This is a genomic window from Mycobacterium leprae TN, assembly GCF_000195855.1.
Taxonomy (GTDB): Bacteria; Actinomycetota; Actinomycetes; order Mycobacteriales; family Mycobacteriaceae; genus Mycobacterium; species Mycobacterium leprae.
This window is the reverse complement of record NC_002677.1, coordinates 1,329,713-1,355,189: the sequence shown is the minus strand read 5'-3', so window position 1 is coordinate 1,355,189 and position 25,477 is coordinate 1,329,713. Positions and strand designations below refer to the sequence as shown.

Here is a 25,477-nt window from a genome sequence, read left to right as displayed (position 1 = left end):
GGACTCAGTACAATGCGTTGGCAAGGTTGCGTCGACCGACGATGACATTGGGATCGTCGGGATCGAAGAGTTCAAACAGCTCGATCAGCCGAGTACGTACCGAACTGCGCTCATCTCCAGATGTGCTGCGCACCAAAACAATCAGGCGCTCGAACGCCGCGGTCACATCTTGGTTGAGGATTTGCACGTCAGCAGCCGCGAACGCCGCCGCAATGTCACCCGGCGCAGCATCGGCTACCGCAACCGCGTCGGGATGTTGCGCAGTTGCGCGCGTAAGGAAGTCGATCTGCCGGATCGCGGCCTTAGCTTCGACACTGGCCGGATCGGCATCCAAAATCGCGTGATATGACTGCTTCGCAGTGAGGAAGTCACCGGCTTCCAATTGCTGGCGAGCTTGGGCAATCGCAGGATCAATTTCTGCAGAATCCTCAGAACGAGTTGGGCCTCTCAGTTTACCGGCTGTCACCGATAGCAACGAATCCAGCCAGCGGCGTAACTGATCGACGGACTGCATGCCCTGAAAGCTGGACAACGGCTGCCCAGCAGCCAGCGCGACCACGGTCGGAACCGCATCAACACCAAAGATCTGCGCCACCCTGGGCACCGCGTCGACGTTGACCGTCGCCAACAACCAGGTGCCGCTGTCGGCGACCGCCAAGCCGGATAGTGTTTCAAGCAGCTTTACACACGCATCACTGCGCGGTGACCATACCAGCACCAGGATCGGTACTTCGTGGGACCGGACCAGTACTTCATCTTCGAAATTGGCCTCGGTGATCTCAATGACCGAGGTGTTTTCGGAGCTACCGGTGCCACGCGCTCCCAATGTTGCTCGACTGGCGGGGTCACTTGTTGAAGCTTTCTGCCGAGCTCGCTGCTTCAGACCGGAAAGGTCGACCGCACCGGCCATGGCAGGCCTGATGGGGGATCGCGGAGACGTCACGTTGTCAAGTCTGTCACGTCGCATCGGGTACCGATACACTCACTGGCGCCCATGCTTACGTAGTCGCAAAACCGGTTCGAAAATTGAATTCGGGCGCCGCAAACCATTTTTGTGACGTAAATCATATTACCCCGGACGCGTCGCAGGTCAGAACTAAACGGCCCGCAGAATCAGCGCATCACCCTGGCCACCGGCACCGCACAGAGCCGCAACACCATAACCCGAACCGCGACGCGCCAATTCTAGCGCGACATGCAACGTTATTCTGGCTCCCGACATCCCGAGGGGGTGACCGACAGCGATCGCTCCGCCGTTGACGTTGACAAGCTCGGGGGCGATACCAAGTTCACGGGCTGAGGCCAGCGCCACCGCCGCGAACGCCTCGTTAATCTCTACGACATCGAGCTGCTCGACGGAGATACCTTCACGGTCAACCGCCTTCTTGATTGCGTTGGCCGGCTGGGATTGCAACGTAGAATCTGGGCCGGCTACAACGCCGTGGGCACCGATCTCGACCAGCCAAGTCAACCCCAGCTGCTGCGCCTTTTCCTTGTTCATCACCACGACAGTGGCTGCACCATCGGAGATCTGCGACGCAGAGCCTGGAGTAATAGTGCCGCCGCAGCGAAACGCCGGCTTCAGACCGGCCAAAGACTCGGCACTGGTGTTGGCGCGAATCCCCTCATCCTCAGTGAACTGCAGCGAATCACCTTTGCTCTGCGGAATACTCACCGGCACCACTTCGTCGGCGAAGACGCCGTCCTTCCATGCCGCTGCCGCCTTTTGGTGCGACCGGGCAGCAAACTCGTCCTGTTCTTGGCGCGTGAATTTTTCGACATCATTGCGCTGTTCGGTAAGCGCGCCCATCGGCTGATTGGTGAACACATCGTGCAGGCCGTCATAGGCTAAATGGTCCACAATGGTAACGTCACCGTACTTGTAACCCGACCGGCTATCCATCAGCAGATGTGGTGCCTTCGTCATGGACTCTTGGCCGCCAGCCACCACCACATCGAATTCTCCGGCGCGAATGAGCTGGTCAGCGAGTGCGATGGCGTCAAGACCAGACAGACACATCTTGTTAATCGTCAGCGCCGGCACATCCCAACCGATGCCGGCCGCTACTGCCGCCTGCCGCGCCGGCATCTGACCGGCCCCCGCGGTCAACACCTGGCCTATAATCACGTACTGCACAATGGAAGGTGCTACATTGGCTTTCTTCAGCGCAGCGGCAATGGTGATCGCGCCCAAATCGCTAGCCGAAAAGTCCTTCAAAGACCCCATCAACTTACCAATGGGTGTCCGTGCTCCAGTAACGATCACCGATGTCGTCATGACTACCCCCTAGCCCTGCTCTCGGGTCCTCTTTGCAGGCCGATTCGAACCTGCTGGAGAAACGTGCTCTTTCCCGTCAGGCTACCGTTGTGTGATGACGACCGATCAAATCAACACTTGTCAGCTGCTGGCCACCACTCTGGTGATAACGATCGATCACGTCGGCATCGCGGTAGCCGACCTGAATGCGGCCATCTCCTGGTATCATGACCACCTGGGCATGATCCTAGTCCACGAGGAAGTTAACGACGACCAGGGGATCCGTGAGGCCATGCTATCGGCACACGGCGCACCAATCGGCACAACCCAGATTCAATTGATGGCCCCGATCAACGAGTCATCGCCGATCGCGAAATTCTTGGATAAACACGGACCAGGCATCCAGCAGCTGGCTTGCCGGGTCAGCGATCTCGACCGCCTTACCAAACGACTCCGCGCACAGGGAGTCCGGCTGGTCTACGATACACCCAGGCAGGGTACGTCGAACGCGCGAATCAACTTCATCCACCCGAAAGATGCTGGCGGCGTTCTGATCGAGTTGGTCGAGCCGGCTTCCTGATGCTTAGACACTCAAAACTATATTCCGGATCGGACCACGGGTAGCGCGGTGAGCCCAACACTGGGTGTACCAATGTCGCCGATCGTCGATGCCGGCTTGCCGTGAATCAGCCGGCCATGCCACTAAATGCGCAGTATCAACATGGATTTCGTGATCACATCCAGAATAACGATAGGTTTTCCGGCTCGGGCTGCAACGATCGGACGCATTTCGCACTCACAACCGTCAAGCCCTGTTTCCACCCGGAATAGAAACGGTAATAGCGATATTGGCTGCTGCCCATGCGGCGATGTGCGGTGCCTAGCCATGGCGTCAGTCTAATCGGGAGATTTTAGAACAACCGGTACTCATCGCTGTCCATGCCCCGCATCTTGTCGTAATCCAATGTTACACAACGGATGCCACGGTCGGTGGCCAAAGTGCGCGCCTGCGGCTTGATGTGTTGAGCGGCGAACACCCCCCTTACCGGCGCGAGAACACTGTTCCGATTAAGTAACGCTAGATAGCGGGTGAGCTGCTCAACGCCGTCGATTTCGCCACGCCGTTTGATTTCCACCGCGACCGAACCACCCTGCTCATCGCGGCATAACAGGTCGACAGGGCCGATCGCGGTCATGTACTCACAGCGGACCAACGTATATCCCTCGCCCAGCAGTTGGACTTGCTCAGCGAGCAAAGTTTGTAGGTGGGCTTCGACGCCGTCTTTGACCAGCCCGGGGTCCACGCCCAAATCGTGACAGGAATCGTGCTCTACCTCTTCAACGGTGATCCGCAGTTGTTCGCCAGCCTTGTTCTCGACCACCCAGGCCGGCGAGGCGCCAGCGACGTCTTCGGTCAACCAACATGGCGGACTCATCCAGTTCAACGGTTTGTAGGCGCGGTCGTCGGCGTGCACACTGACCGATCCGTCTGCCTTAAACAGCAACAACCTGCGCGCGGACGGCAGGTGAGCGGTGAGCCGGCCAAGGTAGTCTACGGTGCACTGGGCAATCACTAGACGCACCCAACTCACCTTAGAGTGTGGCCGACAAATTAGGCTGTCACCACCAAGTTTACCCCTAGACCCCCACTAGAACCCCACGAAAAAACATGGGCCGCAACGGTTGGGTCGGGTGCTCACGCACGGTAACTCATCAGAGTGGCCAGTTGGAAGAAATCCCTGCTTATGACTCCTGGAGGTTTGTCCGGGTGTCGGAAAACCCGGGACGTCGACGGATACGCTTCCAGATCATCTTGGCTGTCCAGATGGTAACCGTGAACCTGATCGGGATCGGTATTACCGTGTTCTTGGTAACGGTTATCATACCGGCATCACATGTGTTGACGTACGCCCCGATGTGGGTCACGTTCGTGATAAGATAAGTGTGCTGTGGCTACCTTGGCATTGGGCGCATACATTATCGTTGCCGAGGAGGCACCGTGCTGGCCCCCACTGGGTGATCAATGGAGCGCAAACCCATCCGCAACGACGCGTGGAACACGTTCCGGATACCATGGCGAGTCGGGATAGTCGACTTCCTCCTGTGGCTGGGTAGGCTCAGCTCTGTTCACGATACTCTATGGCTCTGGTGAACACCATGTTGTTCATCCTGAGCTTCCTGTTCGCAGTAAGCTTTTGCTGCGTATTGGTCAGCACAGGCAATTACCTATTCACCAAGTGAACGCTGCACCCAGTGGGGGCTCAGGCACTCAAGACCGGACTGCCGCCACAGCGATTAAGGATGGGAATCATGTCCGGCCCATGACAGTGTGGCTAATCGATTCGTGCCAGTCATCGGCATCGCCCTGCTAACGGATCTTCGCAATATTGCAGCGTAGTCTGACCCGGGTACAGTGCGTGACGAACGTGTGAGCCGTGTCAACGGCAACATTGACCTTACAGCTTTCTGCGGATGTGATGTCCTGGTCTGGCTGACTGCGATAGCATTTAAGCACAGCGATTTGCAGGGTAATCTGGTGGGATTCGACAGCATCGAAATCGGTGAGCTACAGCATAGGTTGAATTGTATAGTCGATGGATTGTGTGAATTCGAACCGGTGAGGAACCTTTTCGGCCGACATAATTAGGGCGCGAAGTCGCCGCCATGGAACGCGAGCGACCGAAACTAGGCGGAGAAGAGCACCATATCGATATTCGGCTACACTCAGTGGGTGGCTAGCCGGCCTGCGGCCAATGTAGTTGCCTTGCCTCAAAAGGTTTTTCGCGATCGTCGTCCAAGAAGTTACCTGGACCTAGCCAGCATGGACTGGTCAATAAATTCGAGAGTGAAGCGTCGCTAGCAATCTTCGGGGCCCCGAATCACCTCGACCATCCCGAAGACGAAAGTGTTGGCCCGCCGCTCGCACTATCGCCGACCGTCTGGCCAATGAAATATCTGAGTATCAGACCGGCATCAACGTAGCGGCAGGGCCAGGTCGGAGCCAGCAATGTCGGCGCCAAAGAAAGATTTAAGCACGCCGTGATCGGCGAGTCGGTCAACGAGGCTACCCGATTGTGCGAGCTAGCCAAGTCACACCCGGGCCCGGTGTTAGCAACAGCGATAGCGCTGCAACTTACAAGCGAAAACGAGTGCGCCCAATGGCGTTTAGGTGAGACCGTGACGCTGCACGAACACGGTAATCCCACCCAACCTGGCGTGGCACATTTGAGCCGCCAAACCTGGCTTACACTCGGCGAGGCCTAGAAAATCAGTCCGGAGAACATGGCTCGGTGGAAATCATACTTCTGCCGTACAGCGCTCAGCCGGAATATATTCGTGCCAAAGTGTCGCAACGTCAGCTGGTCGCTGCCGACGGGTCCCCGGATGCTTCCACATAGCACAACACCAGCGCGGATTGCCGGCACCACGGAAAAGCGGTGGCCCCGGCACAACACCAACCGAACGCCATCGAGGTCGTGCATGAGCACCAACGCACGGCACACACCATGCGGAAATACCTCGACAACCGAAACAATCTTTTAGGCAACAACCGCGTTGACGGTGGGCAAGACATCGGATAGACTAAGCAAATACCAAAAGCGATGGGGGTTGAGGTTCCGCCGTCCAGCTACTTGGTCAGGTCCAAGTAATTGGATGGCATGGCTTTTAGACCCTGTCAGTTGCACCTCAATGCTGAACTGATGTCCTCCGCCACGCTGCTACCCTACCTGACCGGGGCAAGTCGCGATGATACGGCAATGCCGTGCCCAGCAGGTTGATTGTGGAGTCTGCCAGCGCCCAGCTGCTTTGGTCGGCGATACGTAACCTGTTTGGCCAACCGAGCAAGACCTGAGGCGAACGCTTGCGGCGGGAAATTGAGGTTCACCACGTCGAAGTCCCTGGTGGGGAACGCAGCAAAGGTCAACGAGATTGTTCCCCCGACGTAGCAGCCACCGCTGCCGCGCAACGCCCAGAGCAAGCCATCGGGGTTGTGGGTGGCGGATGCGGTGACCAGCTGGCCACTGAACAGCAATACCGATAACGACGTCAATCGATCACAGAGCAGGCTCACATGTCGGGTAATTGACATCCAGCCCCTAGGGCGTGCGGCAACCTTGAGCTGGTGGCCTGCGGCGAACGCCATCGCCTTTTGCACGTCCGTCGTCGATGTAGCGGTGACTATTATCGCCGGCACCGAGCCATTGCAGTTTAGTGTTGAACACCTGCTTGGCCGCTACGAATTGGAGACCGTCGCCGGGTCGTAACACTTTTTTCACTGAGGGCGGCAAAAAGAAAGAGCGTCTCAAACGGAACTGTTTGGAACGGCTAGAACCCGGTCCGAACCGACTCGGCTCGATCCAAAAACTGCGCCGGAGACCGGTGCTCCCAGCGGCACCCCACAGAAACGTCTGACGCGAAATCTCACGCCCCAACGTCGGGCTCCCCCGATATGCATCATGTCCCGCATTGTCCACCACCCGAACCACGGTGCCGCATGATGCGTCGAGGACAACGAGAAACGTGCCCAACCGGTTACCTAACCCGGGCCATCGCACGAGCTCACTACGATCGTCGTTTTTCCGCCAGTTTTGTCGGTGGTTAGGTGTAAGTCTGGAAGCGTGCATGACGATTTCGAACGCTGCTATCGTGTTGTTCAATCCAAGGACACCCAGGTCGACGGCTAGTTCGTCACCGCGGTGTTGACGACCCGGATCTACTGTCGGCCCAGTTGCCCAGTCAGGTCCCCGTTCACCCGTAAAATTCACGGGGTTCTATCCGGGCTGCGGCGGCCGCCCAACGCGCAGGCTTTCGCACGTGCAAGCGGTACCGTACCGACGGGTCCCCGAGCTCCCCGGAATAGAATGCACGTAGTGACGTGGTAGCCGCGCGGGATAATACGCGGACGGCACGATAGACTATGAGGGTTGTCAGCAGCCTAGCCATTCGCGTCAGCTACACCACCCGTCAGCTGCATCAGCTTTTCAGACCGATGTCGACCACCGGCCTGCTCGCGCCAGCTCGATCACAAAGAACCCAGACAGCCCGGATGCTTATCAAAAACCACAGACCTGTCGTTTGATGATGTCGCATTCGCTGCCAAATTTTCCAGTATACGACAGTTCAACGACACCGTGACCTGATCACCCCGACGATGCTGTACCAGCGCGTAGCGGTCCAGTTCGAAGACTTGAAAGCTACAGCCGATTCACCGGGAACCGCGTAACTGCTGCTCCCCGTCAGCACATCGTTTACCTAACAGGGTGTTTTCCCACCGGCGCCATACCTGGATACGAGGAGCTCGGAGACGACGCGAACCCGACCGCAGCTGGCGACTTCCCTTTGGCAGCGCACTGATAACCTTAAACCGTGGTTGTCGATCATGTCCGATGCCTGTCGTGCTCGACGTCGATAACGACCCCGACGTAGTAGTCGAACCGCTCATCGGCGACCCCAACACTGAGTCCGGTGGTAGCCAAGGCGCTGAGACAGTACATCCTCTGCACTGTCCAACGTCAACGAAGTTGAACTCCCCGTACGTGCGGTATTAAGCCCACAGATATCGACCAAACACACCTGGGTAGGATGTTTGCTGCTTACGGGGCGTTTGTCCACGATGCCGACGGCGTATTGACCCATACCTTCCCGTCGATCGAGCTATTCGTGAAAAACTTGGAAACGAAGCCACCAATACGATTCACCTGGCGGCGCCTAGAACCCGACAACGGACGCCAAGTACCCTTGCTACTCACATCGCCGACAGAAGTGTCGTCTTGGCCACCGACTGCGATTGGGTAAAGTGCACAGAGCGCCAGTTGTTAGCCTTGTCGCGCATCGGCCGGTAGACCTGCAGGGTTGATCGCGATGCCCGGCATCGGGGATCCCGACACCTTTCCCGCCAGCAACCTGGGGTTTCGGCTAGCCGCTCAACGACTAGGCCTGCCCCTGGACGAACGGACTACCCATCGAGCACAGCGCACGTTGGCGTTCCTATGGCCACCCAACACCTCTGGACCACACCCTTCCTCCATCCAGTAAACCAATGGCCACTAAAAGAACATCCCGAAAGGGGGTTGCATGATTCATTGCCGTAGCATGGACAGCCCAATCGGACCGTTGATCCTAGCCGGGCACGGTTCGGTCTTGACGAATCTACAGATGGTCGATCAGACCTACGAACCCAGTCGCGTCGGCTGGCTACCCGAGAACGGTGCATTTGCTGAGGCCGTCAGCCAACTTGATGCCTACTTCGCCGGCGAACTTACCGAATTCGCTATTGAGTTGGATCTATGTGGAACAGAATTCCAACAACGAGTCTGGCAGGCTCTGCTGACAATTCCTTATGGGGAAACCCGGTCGTACGGAGAGATCGCAGAACAGGTCGGGGCTCCTGGCGCTGCGCGTGCCGTGGGATTGGCCAACAGCAGAAATCCCATCGCCATTATTGTGCCCTGCCATCGAGTGATTGGCGCAAGCGGACAATTGATCGGCTACGGCGGGGGACTCAACCGGAAGCTTACACTGCTCGAATTGGAGAAACACCAGGTACTGACAAGTTTGACATTATTCGACTAGGCATGTGCAGAAAATTCAGGGAATAACAAAACCGCCTTTGACGAAAATGTTTTGTTTATGTTCGGCAGTGTCCTACTTTTCCACCCGAATGGGCAGTATCATCGGCGCTGACAGGCTTAGCTTCCGGGTTCGGTATGGGACCGGGCGTTTCCCTATCGCTGTGGCCACCGTAACTCTATAAAATTTAAAAATTTGTTCTGATGGGGGGTGTGATGCTCCACGACAAAGTGGATCTGAATTATGTGGTTGCGATGTGTGTGTTTTGTAAGCTTTCGGCCAGTTAGTGCCAGTTCCCTACACTCATTACTGAGCTTCTAGGTCTGACCTATCAATCCCGTGTTCTGCGGGGGGCCTTATCCCACCAAGTGGGTAAGAAACCTGATCTTGGAGAAGGTTTCCCGCTTAGATGCTTTCAGCGGTTATCTTGTCCGAACGTGGCTATCCAGCGGTGCCCCTGGTGAGACAACTGGTATACCAGAGGTTCGTCCGTCCCGGTCCTCTCGTACTAGGGACAGATTTCCTCAAGTTTCTGACGCGCGCGGCGGATAGAGACCGAACTGTCTCACGACGTTCTAAACCCAGCTCGCGTGCCGCTTTAATGGGCGAACAGCCCAACCCTTGGGACCTGCTTCAGCCCCAGGATGCGACGAGCCGACATCGAGGTGCCAAACCATCCCGTCGATATGGACTCTTGGGGAAGATCAGCCTGTTATCCCCGGGGTACCTTTTATCCGTTGAGCGACACCCCTTCCACTCAGAGGTGCCGGATCACTAATCCCGACTTTCGTCCCTGCTTGACGTGTAGGTCTCGCAGTCAAGCCCCCTTGTGCATTTACACTCGCCACCTGATTACCGACCAGGTTGAGGGAACCTTTGGGCGCCTCCGTTACATTTTAGGAGGCAACCGCCCCAGTTAAACTACCCGCCAGGCACTGTCCCTAAACCGGATATACGGTTCGAGGTTAGATGTTCAATACAATCAGAGTGGTATTTCAACAACGACTCCACCCCAACTAGCGTCGAAGTTTCACAGTCTCCCACCTATCCTACACAAACCGCACCGAACATCAATACCAAGTTGTAGTGAAGGTCCCGGGGTCTTTTCGTCCTGCCGCACGTAACGAGCATCTTTACTCGTAGTGCAATTTCGCCGAGTCTATGGTTGAGACAGTTGAGAAGTCGTTACGCCATTCGTGCAGGTCGGAACTTACCCGACAAGGAATTTCGCTACCTTAGGATGGTTATAGTTACCACCGCCGTTTACTGGGGCTTAAATTCTCCGCTTCACCCTTTCGGGTTAACAGGTCCTCTTAACCTTCCAGCACCGGGCAGGCGTCAGTCCGTATACATCGTCTTACGACTTCGCACGGACCTGTGTTTTTAGTAAACAGTCGCTTCTCACTGGTCTCTGCGACCGGATCCCGCTCCCACCGCAAGGGTGTTCACGATATTCCGGCCCCCCTTCTCCCGAAGTTACGGAGGCATTTTGCCGAGTTCCTTAACCATAGTTATCTCGTACGCCTTGGTATGCTCTACCTGACCACCTGTGTCGGTTTGGGGTACGGGCCGCATGTATGCTCGCTAGAGGCTTTTCTTGGCAGCAGAGGCTTACCGAATTCGCCTCAATCGGCTATGCATCACCTCTCAGGATTCACGAACGACGGATTTGCCTATCGCTCTCCCTACGGGCTTGCTCCAGTATTACCACTGACTGGTACGGCTACCTTCCTGCGTCACCCCATCGCTTGACTACTACCAACGAAGTTCCCACGCAGCCCCGAACCTCCATAGCCCCCGAAGGGGATATGGTCGATCCGGTTTTGGGTGGTGAGTACCGCTGATTCATCACGGGCGCACACACACGGGTACGGGAATATCAACCCGTTGTCCATCGACTACGCCTGTCGGCCTCGCCTTAGGTCCCGACTCACCCTGGGCGGACTGGCCTGGCCCAGGAACCCTTGGTCTTACGGCGGGCAAGGTTCTCACTTGCCTTATCGCTACTCATGCCTGCATTCTCACTTCCCCACCCTCCACCACCGGTTACCCGGAGGCTTCGCTGAATGAGGAACGCTCCCCTACCCACATCCACCCTAGAAGGTGAATGTGCCGCGGCTTCGGCGGTGTGCTTGAGCCCCGCTACATTATCGGCGCACAATCACTTGACCAGTGAGCTATTACGCACTCTTTCAAGGGTGGCTGCTTCTAAGCCAACCTCCTGGTTGTCTTTGCGACTGCACATCCTTTTCCACTTAGCACACGCTTAGGGGCCTTAGCCGGCGATCTGGGCTGTTTCCCTTTCGACGTACGGAGCTTATCCCCCGCCGTCTCACTGCCACGCTTTTAAACCACGGCATTCGGAGTTTGGCTGACGTCAGTAACCTAGTAGGGCCCATCGGCCATCCAGTAGCTCTACCTCCGTGGTGAACCACGCAACGCTGCACCTAAATGCATTTCGGGGAGAACCAGCTATCACGGAGTTTGATTGGCCTTTCACCCCTACCCACAACTCATCCCCTCAATCTTCAACTTAAGTGGGTTCGGGCCTCCACGCGGTCTTACCCGCGCTTCACCCTGGCCATGGGTAGATCACTCCGCTTCGGGTCCAGAACACGCCACTACACACGCTCACACGTGATACGCCCTATTCAGACTCGCTTTCGCTGCGGCTACCCCACACGGGTTAACCTCGCGACATGTCCCTGACTCGCAGGCTCATTCTTCAAAAAGCACGCCATCACCCCACAAAGAGGCTCTGACGGATTGTAGGCACACGGTTTCAGGTACTATTTCACTCCCCTCCCGGGGTACTTTTCACCATTCCCTCACGGTACTGATCCGCTATCGGTCATCGAGAAGTATTTAGGCTTACCGGGTGGTCCCGGCAGATTCACAGCAGATTCCACGGGCCCGCTGCTACTCGGGAATTGATACAAGGCAGGTGCCAGGCTTTCGCGTACTGGGCTCTCACCGTCTACGGCAGGCCATCCCAGGCCATTTCCGCTAACCACGGCACTTTCTGACTACCCCTCAACCAGGTAGAGTTGAGACATACCAATCCCACAACACCGCACACACAACCCCTACCTAGTTAGACATGTGTGCGGTTTAGCCATATTCCACGTTCGCTCGCCACTACTTGCGGAATCACAATTGTTTTCTTCTCCTACGGGTACTGAGATGTTTCACTTCCCCGCGTTCCCTCCCGAACCCTATATATTCAGATACGGGTAACACGACATGACTCGTGTTGGGTTTCCCCATTCGGAAATCCTCGGATCCACGCTCGGTTGACAGCTCCCCGAGGCATATCGCAGCCTCCCACGTCCTTCATCGGCTCTCGATGCCAAGGCATCCACCATGCGCCCTTAGGCACTTACTTACACACAAAACCAAAGAAGAAAATTACACATTTTCAATGAATACGCCACCACTACATAACTGACAACGCATCCATTTAGATGCTCGCAACCACTATCCAATACTCAAACACCACACCCCACCACCAAAGATGAGGGACAACACCCAATCAAGCCGAGTGTTGCCTCAGGACCCAACAGTGTGTCTGGATATTTGCTGTTGCGCACCCGGCTCTCATCCACTACAGATGAGAACCCCTGACGGCTTACACCCTAAACTATTTAGAGTGTTTTTCGTGGTGCTCCTTAGAAAGGAGGTGATCCAGCCGCACCTTCCGGTACGGCTACCTTGTTACGACTTCGTCCCAATCGCCGATCCCACCTTGGACAGCTCCCTCCCGAGGGTTAGGCCACTGGCTTCGGGTGTTACCGACTTTCATGACGTGACGGGCGGTGTGTACAAGGCCCGGGAACGTATTCACCGCAGCGTTGCTGATCTGCGATTACTAGCGACTCCGACTTCACGGGGTCGAGTTGCAGACCCCGATCCGAACTGAGACCGGCTTTAAAAGGATTCGCTTAACCTTGCGGCATCGCAGCCCTTTGTACCGGCCATTGTAGCATGTGTGAAGCCCTGGACATAAGGGGCATGATGACTTGACGTCATCCCCACCTTCCTCCGAGTTGACCGCGGCAGTCTCTCACGAGTCCCCACCATTACGTGCTGGCAACATGAGACAAGGGTTGCGCTCGTTGCGGGACTTAACCCAACATCTCACGACACGAGCTGACGACAGCCATGCACCACCTGCACACAGGCCACAAGGGAGTGCCTATCTCTAGACGCATCCTGTGCATGTCAAACCCAGGTAAGGTTCTTCGCGTTGCATCGAATTAATCCACATGCTCCGCCGCTTGTGCGGGCCCCCGTCAATTCCTTTGAGTTTTAGCCTTGCGGCCGTACTCCCCAGGCGGGGTACTTAATGCGTTAGCTACGGCACGGATCCCAAGGAAGGAAACCCACACCTAGTACCCACCGTTTACGGCGTGGACTACCAGGGTATCTAATCCTGTTTGCTCCCCACGCTTTCGCTCCTCAGCGTCAGTTACTGCCCAGAGACCCGCCTTCGCCACTGGTGTTCCTCCTGATATCTGCGCATTCCACCGCTACACCAGGAATTCCAGTCTCCCCTGCAGTACTCCAGTCTGCCCGTATCGCCCGCACGCTCACAGTTAAGCCGTGAGATTTCACGAACAACGCGACAAACCACCTACGAGCTCTTTACGCCCAGTAATTCCGGACAACGCTCGCACCCTACGTATTACCGCGGCTGCTGGCACGTAGTTGGCCGGTGCTTCTTCTCCACCTACCGTCAATCCGAGAAAACCCAGACCTTCGTCGATGGTGAAAGAGGTTTACAACCCGAAAGCCGTCATCCCCCACGCGGCGTCGCTGCATCAGGCTTGCGCCCATTGTGCAATATTCCCCACTGCTGCCTCCCGTAGGAGTCTGGGCCGTATCTCAGTCCCAGTGTGGCCGTACACCCTCTCAGGCCGGCTACCCGTCGTCGCCTTGGTAGGCCGTCACCCCACCAACAAGCTGATAGGCCGCGGGCCCATCCTGCACCGCAAAAAGCTTTCCACCACAAGACATGCGCCTTGAAGTCCTATCCGGTATTAGACCCAGTTTCCCAAGCTTATCCCTGAAGTGCAGGGCAGATTACCCACGTGTTACTCACCCGTTCGCCACTCGAGTATCTCTAAAAAAGATTTTTTAGAGACCTTTCCGTTCGACTTGCATGTGTTAAGCACGCCGCCAGCGTTCGTCCTGAGCCAGGATCAAACTCTCCAAACAAAAACTCCATCAATAACTAGACGAAATTTTCAATTTCTAGAGATACCTGACAAGACACCAAAACTGGCATCTATAAATAACATAATAAACTACACCTACACACACGAGGAATGCTAGATGTAGTCAAAAAATCAACAACAACAAAACCAAACACACTATTGAGTTCTCAAACAACACTTCAAGCTTACTTCCCCCGCTTCGGGGCAACCCAGCCAGATTAATACAGATCCAGCAGAGGAGTCAAGTCCCGGGTTGACTATAACATCTTAATGCCTGGTGACAGTGTCAGCGGTACTATACGAGCAGTACCTACAAGCATACTCGCTCGATCTCGGCTCCTAAATTCGCCAGGTTCTCCACGAACAATGGATACCCGCGATCGATGTGGAAAACGTCGTAGACCTCGGTGTCTCCATCAGCGACAAGTCCCGCGAGTACCAAACCGGCACCAGCACGGATATCCGAACACCAGACCGGCGCGCTCGAGAGTTGTGGAAGACCCCGCACAACGGCATGGTGCCCATCCGTGCGGGCATCGGCACCCAGCCGGATCATCTCTTCGACAAAGCGGAATCGTGCCTCAAACACATTCTCCGTAATCATCGACGTGCCATCAGCGATCGAAGTCAAAGCGATCGCCATTGGCTGCAAATCGGTCGGAAAACCGGGAAATGGCAAGGTCGCCACATTGACGGCCTTCGGGCGCTCGTACTGGGCCACGCGAAAGCTGTCGTCCGTCTGGGTTACGGTAGCACCCGCGTCATGCAACTTATGCAACACTAGCTGAAGGTGAGCAGGATCAACGCCAGTCACAGCTATGTCGCCGCGGGTCATGGCAGCAGCAATGCCCCACGTAGCGGCTACAATCCGGTCTCCGATGACGCGGTGTTCGGTCGGGTAGAGCCGCGGGACGCCGGTGATCGTCATGGTCGGCGAACCCACGCCTTCGACCTGTGCACCCATCTGGTTCAACATCGTGCACAGGTCAACCACGTCGGGTTCCCGGGCTGCATTGTGAATTGTGGTCACACCCTCAGCCACAACAGCTGCCATCAGGATGTTCTCGGTAGCGCCCACTGAAGGAAACTCCAACTGAATCTCAGCGCCGCGCAATGTTTCTGCGGAAGCCACCACGCATCCGTGCTCGATATTGCAGCGTGCTCCCAGCTGCCGTAGACCAGCCTGATGCATATCTAGCGGACGCGATCCGATAGCGTCACCGCCCGGAAGCGCGACCCTGGCTTGTTTGCACCGGCCGACCAGCGGCCCCAGCACACAGACCGAAGCCCGGAACTGCCGCACGGCAGCGAAGTCAGCATCGTACTTCGGTTCATCAGGCGAAGTGATTCTGGCAACGTCACCATAGAGTTCGACAGTGGCGCCTAGACCCCGCAGCACCTCCGCCATCAGTGGCACATCGAGGATGTCGGGGCAATTGGTGATCGTGCTGGTGCCTTCGGCCAACAAAGTCGCGGCCATAAGCTTGAGGACGCTGTTCTTGGCACCTCCGACGGTGACTTCGCCTGACAACCGGTTGCCGCCGGTCACCACGAATCGCTCTGCCACCCGGGTCAGTCTAGTGAAGCGGTATCGGCTTGTCAGTCAACTAGCTTGGCTTCTCCTCACTCCGCTGAGCGGAGTGAGGAGAAGCCAAGCTAGTTGACTTTAGTACCGTGTTTGGTCATGGCAATACATCTGACCCGCATCTACACACGCACTGGCGACAACGGGACGACGGGGTTGAGCGATTTCTCACGAGTCGCGAAAACCGATCTCCGCCTCGTGGCGTACGCGGATTGCGACGAAACCAACTCCGCGATCGGCGTCGCACTTGCCCTGGGAAATCCCGACCAAAAAATCACTGACGTACTGCAACAGATCCAAAATGACTTATTCGACGCTGGCGCAGACCTGTCCACCCCCATGCAAGACTCGGTGAGAAATCCCGAATATCCCCAGCTAAGGATCACCCAGACACACATTGATCGGCTTGAAGAGTGGTGCGACACATACAACACACCGTTACCAACACTGAACTCATTTGTGCTACCAGGTGGTTCGCCGTTGTCAGCGCTACTACACGTCGCTCGTACCGTGGCGCGTCGAGCCGAACGATCAGCGTGGGCAGCTGTCGAAGCTCACCCGGGGGTGGTCAGTATGTTACCCGCGAAATACCTGAACCGACTCTCAGATCTGCTCTTTATCCTGTCACGGGTGGCTAATACAGGCAATGATGTGCTGTGGCGACCAGGCGGCTGATGGCAAAAGCTGTAGTAACACAGGAGAATTACCATGAAAAACAATCGTCCGATTCTTCCGGCGACCGTTATGCCGCACTCGCCTACCCGGACACACACACTGCGATACAGTAACTCACCACAGCCTTCGACTTCGTCGAGTGAACGTGGATCGACGAGAACCACCGAGCACAGCTGAACATCGTCGCAGACGGAGCAAGGATCGTCGCCGATATGCGGGACGAGAAACAACCATTCGAAGCTAACACGGCGGGAAACGTCATGACGGTCCGGGTCAATGACGTGGGCACCCAGTTTGAGCGGACAGTGGTGGCCGGAGTCAGGGTACTAGAGTCCTCCACCGACCACGTTTACGGCGAACGAGAATAGCATTGTCGAGGATCTCAACGACTATCGCTGACAATTAGGCGAAACAGCGCGGGATGTGCCAGCCCGAAGAGTACTGATACCAGACCGTCGCGCCTTGTTATACCCGTTCGAGTACTTAATTTTTCCGGATGGGCTGCTTCAGACGCTGCGACGCCGTGTGCGCGGTGAAGGTCGGGACTCCAGCCACGACAAGAACGCAGCCAGTGCACCCTGATCAAGGGCGATCTCGTATCCTGACCTGCGATCCTGCGTCGTATCGCGCAGTTCCAACACGACGATCTTGTCGGTCATAATATCGAACTCATCGCCACGCGGGCCACGCCGAGCCACAATCTCAACACCCCGTCGGCTCAATCGGCGATCTGGCCACAACCGCAGACTGGACAGCCGGTAAAAGGCGGCTGCCTCACCCCGATAACGGATCACGCCATGGCGCCAGCCATGGCCTCCGACCGCCGGGATGTCTCGCATGATCCCAGCCGTACCGCCCTGGCGCAGTTTCCATAACCGATAGCTCAGGGCAAGAACCGCTGCGCCCAACGTGACGACGAGCACGACCATGCCGACCATGGGCGCGCTCATCGATAGTTAGTCGATCGCGCCGACGGCGCGCAATCGGGCGCGACCCCTGGCAGCGATACGTGGGTCGTCAGACTCAGCATCCTGCTTGGCAGCATTTTCGTCGATCTCCGAATCGAATTCGGCGGATTCGGCGAGAATGCTGACCCTTTCCTCGGTCACCGACAAAAAACCGCCGTCCACTGCCACCCGCAGGTCTTTTTCGCCTTCCCGTTCGATGCGCACCATGTTGTCGTCGACCAATTGAGCCACCATGGGGATATGGCGAGGCAGGATGCCGATCTCGCCGGCGGTGGTGCGGGTGAACAAAAAGGTGCCCTTGCCCGACCAGATCTTTCGGTCAACAGCAACGATCTCGATGTTCAATTCGTCCATACATAACACCTTTCGCTGTTAGCTGGACCGGGTCACAACTTGGCGCCGAGGCTCTCGGCCTTCTTGGTCAAGTCGTCGAGACCACCAATCAAGAAGAAGGCCTGCTCGGGCACATGGTCGAACTCTCCCTTGCACAAGCGGTCGAACGCGTCGATGGTCTCCTTCACCGGAACTGTCGAACCCGGCTGCCCAGTGAATTGTTCAGCCGCCATCATGTTCTGAGAGAGAAACCGCTCGATGCGCCGAGCTCGGTTGACCAATTGCTTGTCCTCTTCAGAAAGTTCGTCGATGCCAAGGATCGCAATGATATCCTGGAGGTCTTTGTATCGCTGCAAAATCCGGATGACTTCCTGGGCCACACGGTAGTGCTCTTCACCAACAATACCGGGGTCGAGAATGGTAGAGCTCGACGCCAGCGGGTCCACTGCAGGGAAGATGCCCTTGGCAAACACCGAACGCGACAGCTCAGTAGTGGCGTCCAGGTGCGCGAACGTCGTTGCCGGCGCCGGGTCAGTGTAGTCATCGGCAGGCACATAGACGGCCTGCATCGAGGTGATCGACCGGCCTCGTGTCGAGGTGATGCGTTCCTGCAGCTCACCCATCTCGTCAGCCAGCGTGGGCTGGTACCCTACCGCCGACGGCATACGACCGAGCAGCGTCGACACTTCGGATCCAGCCTGGGTGAATCGGAAGATGTTGTCGATGAACAGCAGAACATCCTGGCTCGCCTCGTCGCGAAACCACTCCGCCATCGTCAGCGCGGACAGTGCCACCCGCATACGGGTGCCGGGAGGCTCATCCATCTGGCCGAACACCAGGGCGGTGTCCTTGAGCACGTTGACTTCCTGAAGCTCGACCCACAGGTCATTGCCTTCGCGAGTACGCTCCCCAACTCCGGCGAACACCGATGTACCACCGAAATTACGGGCGATGCGGTTGATCATCTCCTGGATTAGCACTGTCTTGCCCACACCAGCACCGCCAAACAAGGCGATCTTGCCGCCACGCACATACGGAGTCAGCAAATCCACGACCTTCAGGCCGGTCTCGAGCATCTCAGTACGAGGCTCAAGCTCCTCGAAGGAAGGCGGCTTGCGGTGAATCGACCAGTGCTCGAACTCGTCTCCGTACCCGGGCTCATCCAGGCAGTACCCCAGCGCGTTGAAGACATGACCCTTGACGCCCTCGCCAACCGGCACCGAGATCGAGTTACCAGTGTCGGTTACCTCAACTCCGCGCACCAGCCCGTCGGTAGGCTGCAACGAGATGGTGCGCACTAAATTGTCGCCGAGATGCTGCGCAACCTCAAGCGTGAGGGTCTTGGCAAGCGAGGAGAAGGTGGTCTTCGCATTTAGCGCGTTGAACAACTCCGGGACAAAACCGTGCGGGAATTCGACGTCGACGACAGGACCAGTAACCCGTACCACGCGACCGCTGGTCCCCTTGCTTCCAGTCTTTACAGTCATTTTCGTCGTCTTAGTAGTAGACATATTCTCTTCGTTTCCTTGTGGGCTACCTAGCGGGCATTGGCGAGTGCATTTGCTCCGCCTACGATTTCGCTTATCTCTTGGGTAATCTGGGCCTGTCGCTCACGGTTTGCCTCCAACGTCAGAGCCTTGATCAAATCGTCCGCGTTGTCGGTTGCCGATTTCATCGCCCGTTGGCGCGACGCCAGCTCCGATGCTGCGGATTCAAGCATCGCGGCGTACACGCGGATAGTCAGGTACCGCGGTAGCAACGCTTCGAACAGTGTCGTAGCATCTGGCTCAAACGAGTACAGAGTGCGCGGAAGCTTGGACTCCTCGACATATTCCACGACCATCGGAGCCATCCGACGGGCCTTGGTCGACTGCGACAGCATCGATTTAAATTCGGTGAAGACGATGTGTAGCTCATCGACACCTGCATCGCTCTCGCTGCTTCCGAGCATGAATACATCGACCAGCGTCGAAGCGATTTTGGCGGCGTTCTCATATTTGGGTTGTTCAGAAAAGCCAGTCCACGACTCGGCGATGCCCCAGTTGCGGAAAGTGTAGTAATTCAGCGCTTTACGGCCGACCACGTACAGTATCGGTGTCTTGCCTTCCGCCCGCAGCAGCGAAAACAACTCCTCAGAGCGGCGGAAGACGTTGGCGTTGTAAGCGCCACACAGACCACGGTCGGAGGACACCACCAACACGCCGGCACGCTTGGGTGTGGCACTCGCGACGAGCAATGGATGGTCAAGAACCGCCTCATAAGCCAGGGTAGTGAGCATTCGAGTGATATCGACAGCGTAGGGTCGGGCGGACTCCAGGCGAACTTGCGCTCTGGCGATACGCGACGTCGCAATCAGCTCCTGGGCCTTGGTGATCTTCTTGATCGAGCCCACTGAACGGATCCGTCCGCGTAGTTCGCGAAGTGTGGCAGCCATATCTCCATTACCCTCTATTACCTGGGTGTGCTATTTTTGCTTTTCTCCGAAGTCTTTGCTGGAATAGCCTGGTGCACTTTCACTGATTCCTTGTCCAACTTCTCCTCATCGAGGGCTGCGACGTGCTCGTTGGGCACCACCGATGCACCACCAGTCGCCGCGAAACCCTTCTTGAAGCTCTTGATGACTTCAGTGAGTGAATCGGCGGCTTCGTCGGTGAGCTTCTGGCTCTCCCGAATCTCAGTCAAAATTTCCTCTTGTGCAACCCGGATGTGGTCCAGCAGCTCGGTTTCGAACCGCCTGACATCCCCGACCGGCACTGAGTCCAGGTGGCCGCCAGTACCCAAAAAGAGGGATATCACTTGCTCCTCGACGGGCATGGGCTGGTACTGCGGTTGTTTGAGCAATTCGACCAGCCGCGCACCACGCTCCAACTGTGCCTTGGAGGTGGCATCCAGGTCCGAGGCAAAGGCAGCGAAAGCCTCTAGCTCACGATACTGCGACAAGTCCAGACGCAGCGAGCCGGCCACTTCCTTCATGGCCTTGATCTGTGCAGCACCGCCGACCCGGGACACCGAGACACCGACGTTAATGGCCGGCCGGACCCCCTGGTTGAACAGATCGGTCTCTAGGAAGCACTGCCCGTCGGTGATTGAGATGACATTGGTAGGGATGTAGGCCGAAATGTCATTGGCCTTGGTTTCGATGATCGGCAAACCCGTCAGCGAGCCGCCACCGAGGTGGTCAGCAAGCTTTGCGCACCGCTCCAACAACCGCGAGTGCAAGTAGAACACGTCACCAGGATAAGCTTCGCGACCCGGCGGGCGACGCAACAGCAAGGAGATAGCGCGGTATGCCTCGGCCTGCTTGGTAAGGTCGTCGAAGACGATCAGCACATGCTTACCGTCGTACATCCAGTGCTGAGCGATCGCCGAACCAGTATACGGCGCAAGCCACTTGAAGCCAGCGGAATCTGATGCCAGCGCCGCAACGATGGTGGTATAGTCCATCGCTCCGCCCTCCTCCAGAGCGCGGCGGACAGAAGCGATGGTGGTACCTTTCTGCCCGATGGCCACGTACACACAACGCACCTGCCGCTTGGGATCGCCGCTCTCCCAGTTCTGGCGCTGGTTGAGGATGGTGTCAACACACACCGCAGTCTTGCCAGTCTTGCGGTCGCCGATGACCAACTGACGCTGTCCGCGACCGATCGGAGTCATCGCGTCGATGGCCTTGATCCCAGTTTGCAGCGGCTCTTTCACGCTTTGCCGCTGGACTACCGAGGGCGCCTGAAGTTCCAGCGCACGCCGAGCCTCGGCCTCGATATCTCCGCGCCCGTCGATCGGCTGACCAAGCGGATTGACCACCCGCCCCATGAACGCTTCCCCTACGGGGACCGAGAGAACGTCGCCGGTACGCTTGACCTTTTGGCCTTCTTTGATGTTTTCGAAGTCACCAAGTATCACCGCGCCAACGTTATGTTCGTCGAGGTTGAGTGCGACACCCAGGATCCCACCGGGGAACTCGAGCAGCTCCTGGGTCATCACGGAGGGCAAACCCTCGACGTGCGCGATGCTGTCCCCGACGTCGACAACGGTACCGACTTCCTCGCGGAACGTGTCGGCGGTGAAGGAGCTTACGTACTCTTCGATCGCGTTCTGAATGTCGTCAGCGGAGATTGTCAACTCGGCCATGGCTTTTTCGTCTTCCTACTTGATTTTCGTCTTTCGCGCGGATTTAGTGACTAGTTCGTGTTCAGTCGGGCAACGCAGCCTCAGCGGCGACCAGACAAGACGAGAGAGTACCGTCGATCACCTCATCACCCACCACGATTGAGAGCCCACCCAGCAGTGCAGCGTCGATTTGCATCTGCACGGTCACGGGATGGCCATAGATGCGACTGAGCACTTCGGTAAGCCGCGTGCGCTGGGCATCGCTGATCTCGGCCGCCGCACTGACTTGCGCTACGACTTCACCACGCCGAGCCACGGCAACTTCGGCCAAAAACAGTATGGCTTCCTTGGCCGGCTGACCTCTTAATAACTCGACTGTCTGGGACAACAGGGCGACCGCGATCGGATTGACCACGCTACTCGCGCTCTGCAGCACATTGCACAGCAACCGAACCCGACTGTCGGCTGGCACCGCGTAGTCATCCAACAAGATGGCAAGTCGCGGCGCAACGTCGAGAATGCGAGAAAACCGGAACACCTGGTCTTCGACCTCGTCGATCTGGTCCTCACGTTCGGCGACTTCCAATAGCGCTTGGCGCGAGATGTGCTCGAGGGCATCGACCAGGTCGGTATTGGCCGACCAACGCTCCGATACGGCCGCCCGCAGTATCTCCATCGTCGGGTCGCCGACATGGGCGGATACCAATCGGTCGATCAACTTGACCCGGGGCGCCTCATCCTCGACGGGCACGGTGAGATACCGAGTCACCACGATTTCGCGGTCCAGCATTTTGGCAACCGACACCAGTTCGCCGGCAAGAGTATATAGCGCTTGATTGTCCAGACTCTTGGCGATGGCACCGAACCGATCCGCCAAGTCGACCAGCGCCCGCCGACTGGCCGAACGCATTTTCGCCAACAACGGATACTCAACGTCGGCGCCCTTGGGAGTCATGGCATCGAGGTCATCGAGAAAGCGATCAACAGTGGCTGACTGCTGCACCGCATCGGCAACGTGATTGCGCACCAATTCTGCTGCCTGGCGCACAGATTCGTGGCCAAACTTCAGGCGAAGCTGACGGGTCAACTGGGCCCGTAGCAGTTCGACTTGGCGAGCTCCCTGTAGCTTGATGCGTTCCGCCTCGACATCGGCCTGGGCTTGCAATTGCTCAACAATGCGCTTGGCGTCTTCGACAGCCTCTTTGACGACACGCTGGGCCTCGACCTTGGCGTCTTCGGTGGCCTTGGTATGGGCCTGGCTCGCTTCAACTAGCCGATCTGCGGCCTCGGCCGCCTCAGTCAACTGCTGGCGCACCGCGTCCCGCCGAGCTCTCATCAAACGGCACACCGGCGGCACTACATACCACCACACCAAATAGACGATGGCAGCGAAGCCAACCAACTGACCAATGAATGTTGACATTGACGCTATCTCGTCACAACGGAAGCGGTGATGTCAACGCCCAGGATTCGACTGGCCAGGATCAGCGACATGGCGCCTGCTTTGGCGCGCAGATCCAGTTCCACCGCATCTCGTTCCCGCTTTATTTGCTCACCTGCAATTTGCAACGTCGACACTACGTGCTGCTCAGCGCGGACACGCGCTTCTTCGATGGACTTACGGCCGTCTACTCGGGCATTGTCTCGCAAAAACGACGACTGGACTCGCGCTTCCTTCATGGCTGCTTCGTAGTCAGCCTGGGCGGCAGCGAATTGCGCGGCCGACATCTTGCTGTCAGCATCAGTTTTGGCGACCATGGCGTCGCGTTCCTGCAGTACCTTCAGGATCGGCGGCACGACGAAAGTGCCGATCACGCCAAGCACCACTAGGAAAATGGCCAGCACGAAGAAGAAGGTGCCGTTCGGGAGGAGGAAGTTGCTACTTTTGCCTTCCTCTGCTGCCTGACTGACGGCAAAAACGATCGCGCTCACTTCAAACATTGACAACCCATCATAACCAAATTATTTGACGGGTGTGGCGAAGACGAACAACGCCATAAACGCTAGGTTGATGAAGTAGGCTGCCTCAACCAAGCCAACGGTGATGAAGAACGGTGTGAACAAGCGGCTTTGCGCCTCAGGTTGCCGGGCAATACCCGAAACCAGCGCATTGCCTGCCATACCGTCACCGATACCGGCGCCGATTGCACCACCAGCCATGATCAGGCCACCACCGATAAGTGCACCCTGAGCGATCATGGGATCCATACTTTGTCCTCCTTATACCTCAATAGCTACTATCTGTGTAGCGGTCTACCTGGCTTGAAGTAGTGGCTTGTGGGCCAGGATAATGCGTGGCGTTTTTAGTCATGATGGTCCTCAACCTCCATGGCTTGGCTGAAATACAAGATGGTCAGAATTGAGAAAATGAATGCCTGAATGGCGCCCACGAACAGGTCGAAAGACTTCCAGATCGCATTCGGCGCCCACATAATGTACGGAGGGAACAGTGCGATCAGGGTAACCAGGATCCCGCCGGCGAAGATATTGCCGAAAAGTCGAAGCGACAACGAAATGGGCTTTGTGATTTCTTCAACCAGGTTAATCGGCGCCAAGAACGCCACGTGACCTTTGAGCACCGCCACCGGATGCCCGACAATGCCGCGACGCCAGATACCCGCCAAGTGATAGCAGACGAAGACGAAAAACGCCAGCGCCAGCACGTAATTGATGTCGGCCGCCGCCGAACTGAGCACCTCGGTGGTGTGCCCATCTGCGTTGGTGTATTGCAGCGGCAGCACCGAGAGCCAGTTGGAGATCAGGATGAACACGAAGATCGTGACCGCCAACGGCAGCACGAACGGGGCAATCCGCATGCCGATAGCGCTCTCGATCTGAGTGCGCATCTGTACCGTGATCGCCTCCCAGAACAACTGCATGCCACAAGGAACACCTGTTGAGTTGACCTTGGTACGCAAGAAGAAAGCCAGCGCGATTACGATCGCCGCCGCGATCGCAGTGGAGAGCACCGTATCGGTGTTGACGGTCATCCCAAACCAGGTGGTGGTGTGGTGCTCGCCGACCTCGATTTGACCTCCGGATAGGATTGTCTCAGTCATCGCTGCTGCTCCTCACCTTCTGATCCTTTGAGTACACCGCCGTCCGCTTCCCCGAAGCGGAACTTCCTCCAGACCGGCAGCATGGTCGATAACACCAATAGCACCTGAAACAGCGCCAACCCGAACACCACGCCTAAGCCAGCCAGGGGAAAAGCGTACGCGATGATCAACCCAAAGACAGTGATGATCGCCAACCGTGACGCAGAGTTAAGCGCCATTGATCTTTTCAACGGATGGCCTTGAGCCGTGATCGACTCGACTGAACACCGTACCAAGAGAGCGTTGAGCAAACCTAATAAAAGCCCAATACCAAAAAAGACGCCGACCATTAGATGACCGGACAAACCAGCGGCGAGCATCGCTAACCCGGTTAAGACAATGTTGATGATAAAAAGCCGAACCGGACGGAAAGCAACAGCGGGCAACACCAACGGGGCGTCCTGCGCTGGTGTCGTCACTGCGCTACCTCAATCCCGGGTTGATAGAATCGTAACCACTCAACCAACCGATCGGTGGCCCGCAGAGCGTATCGCAGCCGTCGTGCTGGAAATTACCCAAGGGGTTGCTCCCTGTGTCGGTAGTACAGCGGCACGCTCGAACAGGAATCCAATAACCCGGAAACGGGAACCCGAGAAATTTATTTCGGGGCTCTGGCAGCAGTGTACCACACTAATAGACATCACTACTACTATCGGTAGTAAAAGCCT

General features: G+C 56.9%; 21 protein-coding genes, 3 rRNA genes and 3 pseudogenes. 8 read left to right on the top strand and 19 right to left on the bottom strand.

The features are described from left to right. Positions 1–4: 4 nt before the first annotated feature. Both ML_RS05800 and ML_RS05795 read right to left on the bottom strand, forming a co-directional pair. Positions 5–943 carry a thioredoxin family protein gene (locus ML_RS05800; RefSeq protein WP_041323787.1) on the bottom strand — a complete coding sequence of 313 codons (939 nt, stop codon included), beginning with the start codon at positions 941–943 and terminating at the stop codon, positions 5–7. A 153-nt stretch (positions 944–1,096) separates the two neighbouring features. Next, complete coding sequence (locus ML_RS05795; RefSeq protein ID WP_010908172.1) at positions 1,097–2,278, bottom strand: acetyl-CoA C-acetyltransferase; 1,182 nt, start codon at positions 2,276–2,278, stop codon at positions 1,097–1,099. Positions 2,279–2,369: 91 nt separating this feature from the next. Here ML_RS05795 and mce point away from each other — a divergent pair, with 91 nt between their 5' ends. After that, a complete protein-coding gene (gene mce, locus ML_RS05790) occupies positions 2,370–2,837 on the top strand; it encodes a methylmalonyl-CoA epimerase (RefSeq protein WP_010908171.1) in 468 nt (155 codons plus the stop codon). A 3-nt stretch (positions 2,838–2,840) separates the two neighbouring features. On the opposite strand, the pseudogene ML_RS15665 reads toward mce, so the two are convergent. Beyond that, positions 2,841–3,145: pseudogene (locus tag ML_RS15665) on the bottom strand (hypothetical protein). 23 nt (positions 3,146–3,168) lie between these two features. After that, entirely contained in the window at positions 3,169–3,840 is a 672-nt protein-coding gene (gene nucS, locus ML_RS05785; protein WP_041322633.1) for an endonuclease NucS, read from the bottom strand. 100 nt (positions 3,841–3,940) lie between these two features. On the opposite strand from nucS, the pseudogene ML_RS18830 reads away from it, so the two are divergent. Then, positions 3,941–5,521 (top strand): annotated as a pseudogene (locus ML_RS18830) (adenylate/guanylate cyclase domain-containing protein). Positions 5,522–5,981: 460 nt separating this feature from the next. Here ML_RS18830 and ML_RS18825 read toward each other — a convergent pair. Then, entirely contained in the window at positions 5,982–6,452 is a 471-nt protein-coding gene (locus ML_RS18825; RefSeq protein ID WP_414085531.1) for a hypothetical protein, read from the bottom strand. 496 nt (positions 6,453–6,948) lie between these two features. Between ML_RS18825 and ML_RS18820 the strand changes: the two are divergent. The 4 genes and pseudogenes from ML_RS18820 to ML_RS05755 form a co-directional block, all read left to right on the top strand. Continuing rightward, positions 6,949–7,140: pseudogene (locus tag ML_RS18820) on the top strand (Ada metal-binding domain-containing protein); the annotation flags it as partial. Positions 7,141–7,644: 504 nt separating this feature from the next. Further along, a complete protein-coding gene (locus ML_RS17335) occupies positions 7,645–7,806 on the top strand; it encodes a hypothetical protein (protein WP_156511839.1) in 162 nt (53 codons plus the stop codon). Positions 7,807–8,119: 313 nt separating this feature from the next. Beyond that, entirely contained in the window at positions 8,120–8,293 is a 174-nt protein-coding gene (locus ML_RS17330; protein ID WP_156511840.1) for a hypothetical protein, read from the top strand. A 39-nt stretch (positions 8,294–8,332) separates the two neighbouring features. Next, on the top strand, positions 8,333–8,830 hold the full coding sequence (locus tag ML_RS05755) for a methylated-DNA--[protein]-cysteine S-methyltransferase (protein WP_010908169.1): 498 nt from the start codon (positions 8,333–8,335) through the stop codon (positions 8,828–8,830). 59 nt (positions 8,831–8,889) lie between these two features. Here the strand turns inward: ML_RS05755 and rrf are convergent. The 4 genes from rrf to murA form a co-directional block, all read right to left on the bottom strand. Continuing rightward, positions 8,890–9,002, bottom strand: a 5S ribosomal RNA gene (rrf, locus tag ML_RS05750). 88 nt (positions 9,003–9,090) lie between these two features. Then, positions 9,091–12,212 (bottom strand): 23S ribosomal RNA (locus tag ML_RS05745). A gap of 287 nt (positions 12,213–12,499) precedes the next feature. Continuing rightward, positions 12,500–14,044: ribosomal RNA gene (locus ML_RS05740) — 16S ribosomal RNA — on the bottom strand. The 16S, 23S and 5S rRNA genes sit together here, the layout of an rRNA operon. 309 nt (positions 14,045–14,353) lie before the next feature. Further along, positions 14,354–15,610: a UDP-N-acetylglucosamine 1-carboxyvinyltransferase gene (gene murA, locus ML_RS05735; protein WP_010908168.1), complete on the bottom strand. Its 1,257-nt coding sequence runs from the start codon at positions 15,608–15,610 to the stop codon at positions 14,354–14,356. A gap of 117 nt (positions 15,611–15,727) precedes the next feature. Between murA and ML_RS05730 the strand changes: the two genes are divergently transcribed. Both ML_RS05730 and ML_RS13970 read left to right on the top strand, forming a co-directional pair. Beyond that, positions 15,728–16,303 carry a cob(I)yrinic acid a,c-diamide adenosyltransferase gene (locus ML_RS05730; protein ID WP_010908167.1) on the top strand — a complete coding sequence of 192 codons (576 nt, stop codon included), beginning with the start codon at positions 15,728–15,730 and terminating at the stop codon, positions 16,301–16,303. 212 nt (positions 16,304–16,515) lie between these two features. Then, positions 16,516–16,671: a hypothetical protein gene (locus ML_RS13970; RefSeq protein WP_010908166.1), complete on the top strand. Its 156-nt coding sequence runs from the start codon at positions 16,516–16,518 to the stop codon at positions 16,669–16,671. A 138-nt stretch (positions 16,672–16,809) separates the two neighbouring features. Here ML_RS13970 and ML_RS05725 read toward each other — a convergent pair whose 3' ends face one another. The 10 genes from ML_RS05725 to ML_RS05680 all read right to left on the bottom strand — a co-directional run bounded on the left by ML_RS05725 (position 16,810) and on the right by ML_RS05680 (position 25,228). Next, complete coding sequence (locus ML_RS05725; RefSeq protein ID WP_010908165.1) at positions 16,810–17,253, bottom strand: DUF2550 domain-containing protein; 444 nt, start codon at positions 17,251–17,253, stop codon at positions 16,810–16,812. Between the two features lie 6 nt (positions 17,254–17,259). Beyond that, positions 17,260–17,625 carry a F0F1 ATP synthase subunit epsilon gene (locus tag ML_RS05720; protein WP_010908164.1) on the bottom strand — a complete coding sequence of 122 codons (366 nt, stop codon included), beginning with the start codon at positions 17,623–17,625 and terminating at the stop codon, positions 17,260–17,262. Between the two features lie 32 nt (positions 17,626–17,657). Next, positions 17,658–19,115, bottom strand: a complete 1,458-nt coding sequence (gene atpD, locus ML_RS05715) for a F0F1 ATP synthase subunit beta (RefSeq protein WP_010908163.1) — start codon at positions 19,113–19,115, stop codon at positions 17,658–17,660. A 26-nt stretch (positions 19,116–19,141) separates the two neighbouring features. After that, positions 19,142–20,038 (bottom strand): F0F1 ATP synthase subunit gamma, encoded by an 897-nt coding sequence (locus ML_RS05710; protein ID WP_010908162.1) that lies wholly within the window; start codon positions 20,036–20,038, stop codon positions 19,142–19,144. 17 nt (positions 20,039–20,055) lie between these two features. Next, positions 20,056–21,732 (bottom strand): F0F1 ATP synthase subunit alpha, encoded by a 1,677-nt coding sequence (gene atpA, locus ML_RS05705; RefSeq protein WP_010908161.1) that lies wholly within the window; start codon positions 21,730–21,732, stop codon positions 20,056–20,058. 61 nt (positions 21,733–21,793) lie between these two features. Next, entirely contained in the window at positions 21,794–23,134 is a 1,341-nt protein-coding gene (locus ML_RS05700; RefSeq protein ID WP_010908160.1) for a F0F1 ATP synthase subunit B/delta, read from the bottom strand. A gap of 5 nt (positions 23,135–23,139) precedes the next feature. Further along, the gene (locus tag ML_RS05695; RefSeq protein WP_010908159.1) at positions 23,140–23,652 is read right to left on the bottom strand and encodes a F0F1 ATP synthase subunit B; all 513 of its coding nucleotides are present in this window, start codon (positions 23,650–23,652) and stop codon (positions 23,140–23,142) included. Positions 23,653–23,673: 21 nt separating this feature from the next. Continuing rightward, entirely contained in the window at positions 23,674–23,919 is a 246-nt protein-coding gene (locus ML_RS05690) for a F0F1 ATP synthase subunit C (protein WP_010908158.1), read from the bottom strand. A 95-nt stretch (positions 23,920–24,014) separates the two neighbouring features. Then, positions 24,015–24,770: a F0F1 ATP synthase subunit A gene (atpB, locus tag ML_RS05685; protein ID WP_010908157.1), complete on the bottom strand. Its 756-nt coding sequence runs from the start codon at positions 24,768–24,770 to the stop codon at positions 24,015–24,017. Continuing rightward, entirely contained in the window at positions 24,767–25,228 is a 462-nt protein-coding gene (locus tag ML_RS05680; protein ID WP_010908156.1) for an ATP synthase subunit I, read from the bottom strand. Before ML_RS05680 ends, atpB begins: the two co-directional genes overlap by 4 nt. Positions 25,229–25,477: the final 249 nt, after the last annotated feature.

Excerpts from the sequence above, each read along its gene's own strand:
- ML_RS05795 (WP_010908172.1), bottom strand. The coding sequence starts at position 2,278 with ATGACGACATCGGTGATCGTTACTGGAGCACGGACACCCATTGGTAAG.
- ML_RS17335 (WP_156511839.1), top strand. The coding sequence starts at position 7,645 with ATGCCTGTCGTGCTCGACGTCGATAACGACCCCGACGTAGTAGTCGAA.
- ML_RS17330 (WP_156511840.1), top strand. The coding sequence starts at position 8,120 with ATGCCCGGCATCGGGGATCCCGACACCTTTCCCGCCAGCAACCTGGGG.
- ML_RS05755 (WP_010908169.1), top strand. The coding sequence starts at position 8,333 with ATGATTCATTGCCGTAGCATGGACAGCCCAATCGGACCGTTGATCCTA.
- ML_RS05730 (WP_010908167.1), top strand. The coding sequence starts at position 15,728 with ATGGCAATACATCTGACCCGCATCTACACACGCACTGGCGACAACGGG.
- ML_RS13970 (WP_010908166.1), top strand. The coding sequence starts at position 16,516 with ATGCGGGACGAGAAACAACCATTCGAAGCTAACACGGCGGGAAACGTC.
- ML_RS05725 (WP_010908165.1), bottom strand. The coding sequence starts at position 17,253 with ATGAGCGCGCCCATGGTCGGCATGGTCGTGCTCGTCGTCACGTTGGGC.
- ML_RS05720 (WP_010908164.1), bottom strand. The coding sequence starts at position 17,625 with ATGGACGAATTGAACATCGAGATCGTTGCTGTTGACCGAAAGATCTGG.
- atpD (WP_010908163.1), bottom strand. The coding sequence starts at position 19,115 with ATGTCTACTACTAAGACGACGAAAATGACTGTAAAGACTGGAAGCAAG.
- ML_RS05710 (WP_010908162.1), bottom strand. The coding sequence starts at position 20,038 with ATGGCTGCCACACTTCGCGAACTACGCGGACGGATCCGTTCAGTGGGC.
- atpA (WP_010908161.1), bottom strand. The coding sequence starts at position 21,732 with ATGGCCGAGTTGACAATCTCCGCTGACGACATTCAGAACGCGATCGAA.
- ML_RS05700 (WP_010908160.1), bottom strand. The coding sequence starts at position 23,134 with ATGTCAACATTCATTGGTCAGTTGGTTGGCTTCGCTGCCATCGTCTAT.
- ML_RS05695 (WP_010908159.1), bottom strand. The coding sequence starts at position 23,652 with ATGTTTGAAGTGAGCGCGATCGTTTTTGCCGTCAGTCAGGCAGCAGAG.
- ML_RS05690 (WP_010908158.1), bottom strand. The coding sequence starts at position 23,919 with ATGGATCCCATGATCGCTCAGGGTGCACTTATCGGTGGTGGCCTGATC.
- atpB (WP_010908157.1), bottom strand. The coding sequence starts at position 24,770 with ATGACTGAGACAATCCTATCCGGAGGTCAAATCGAGGTCGGCGAGCAC.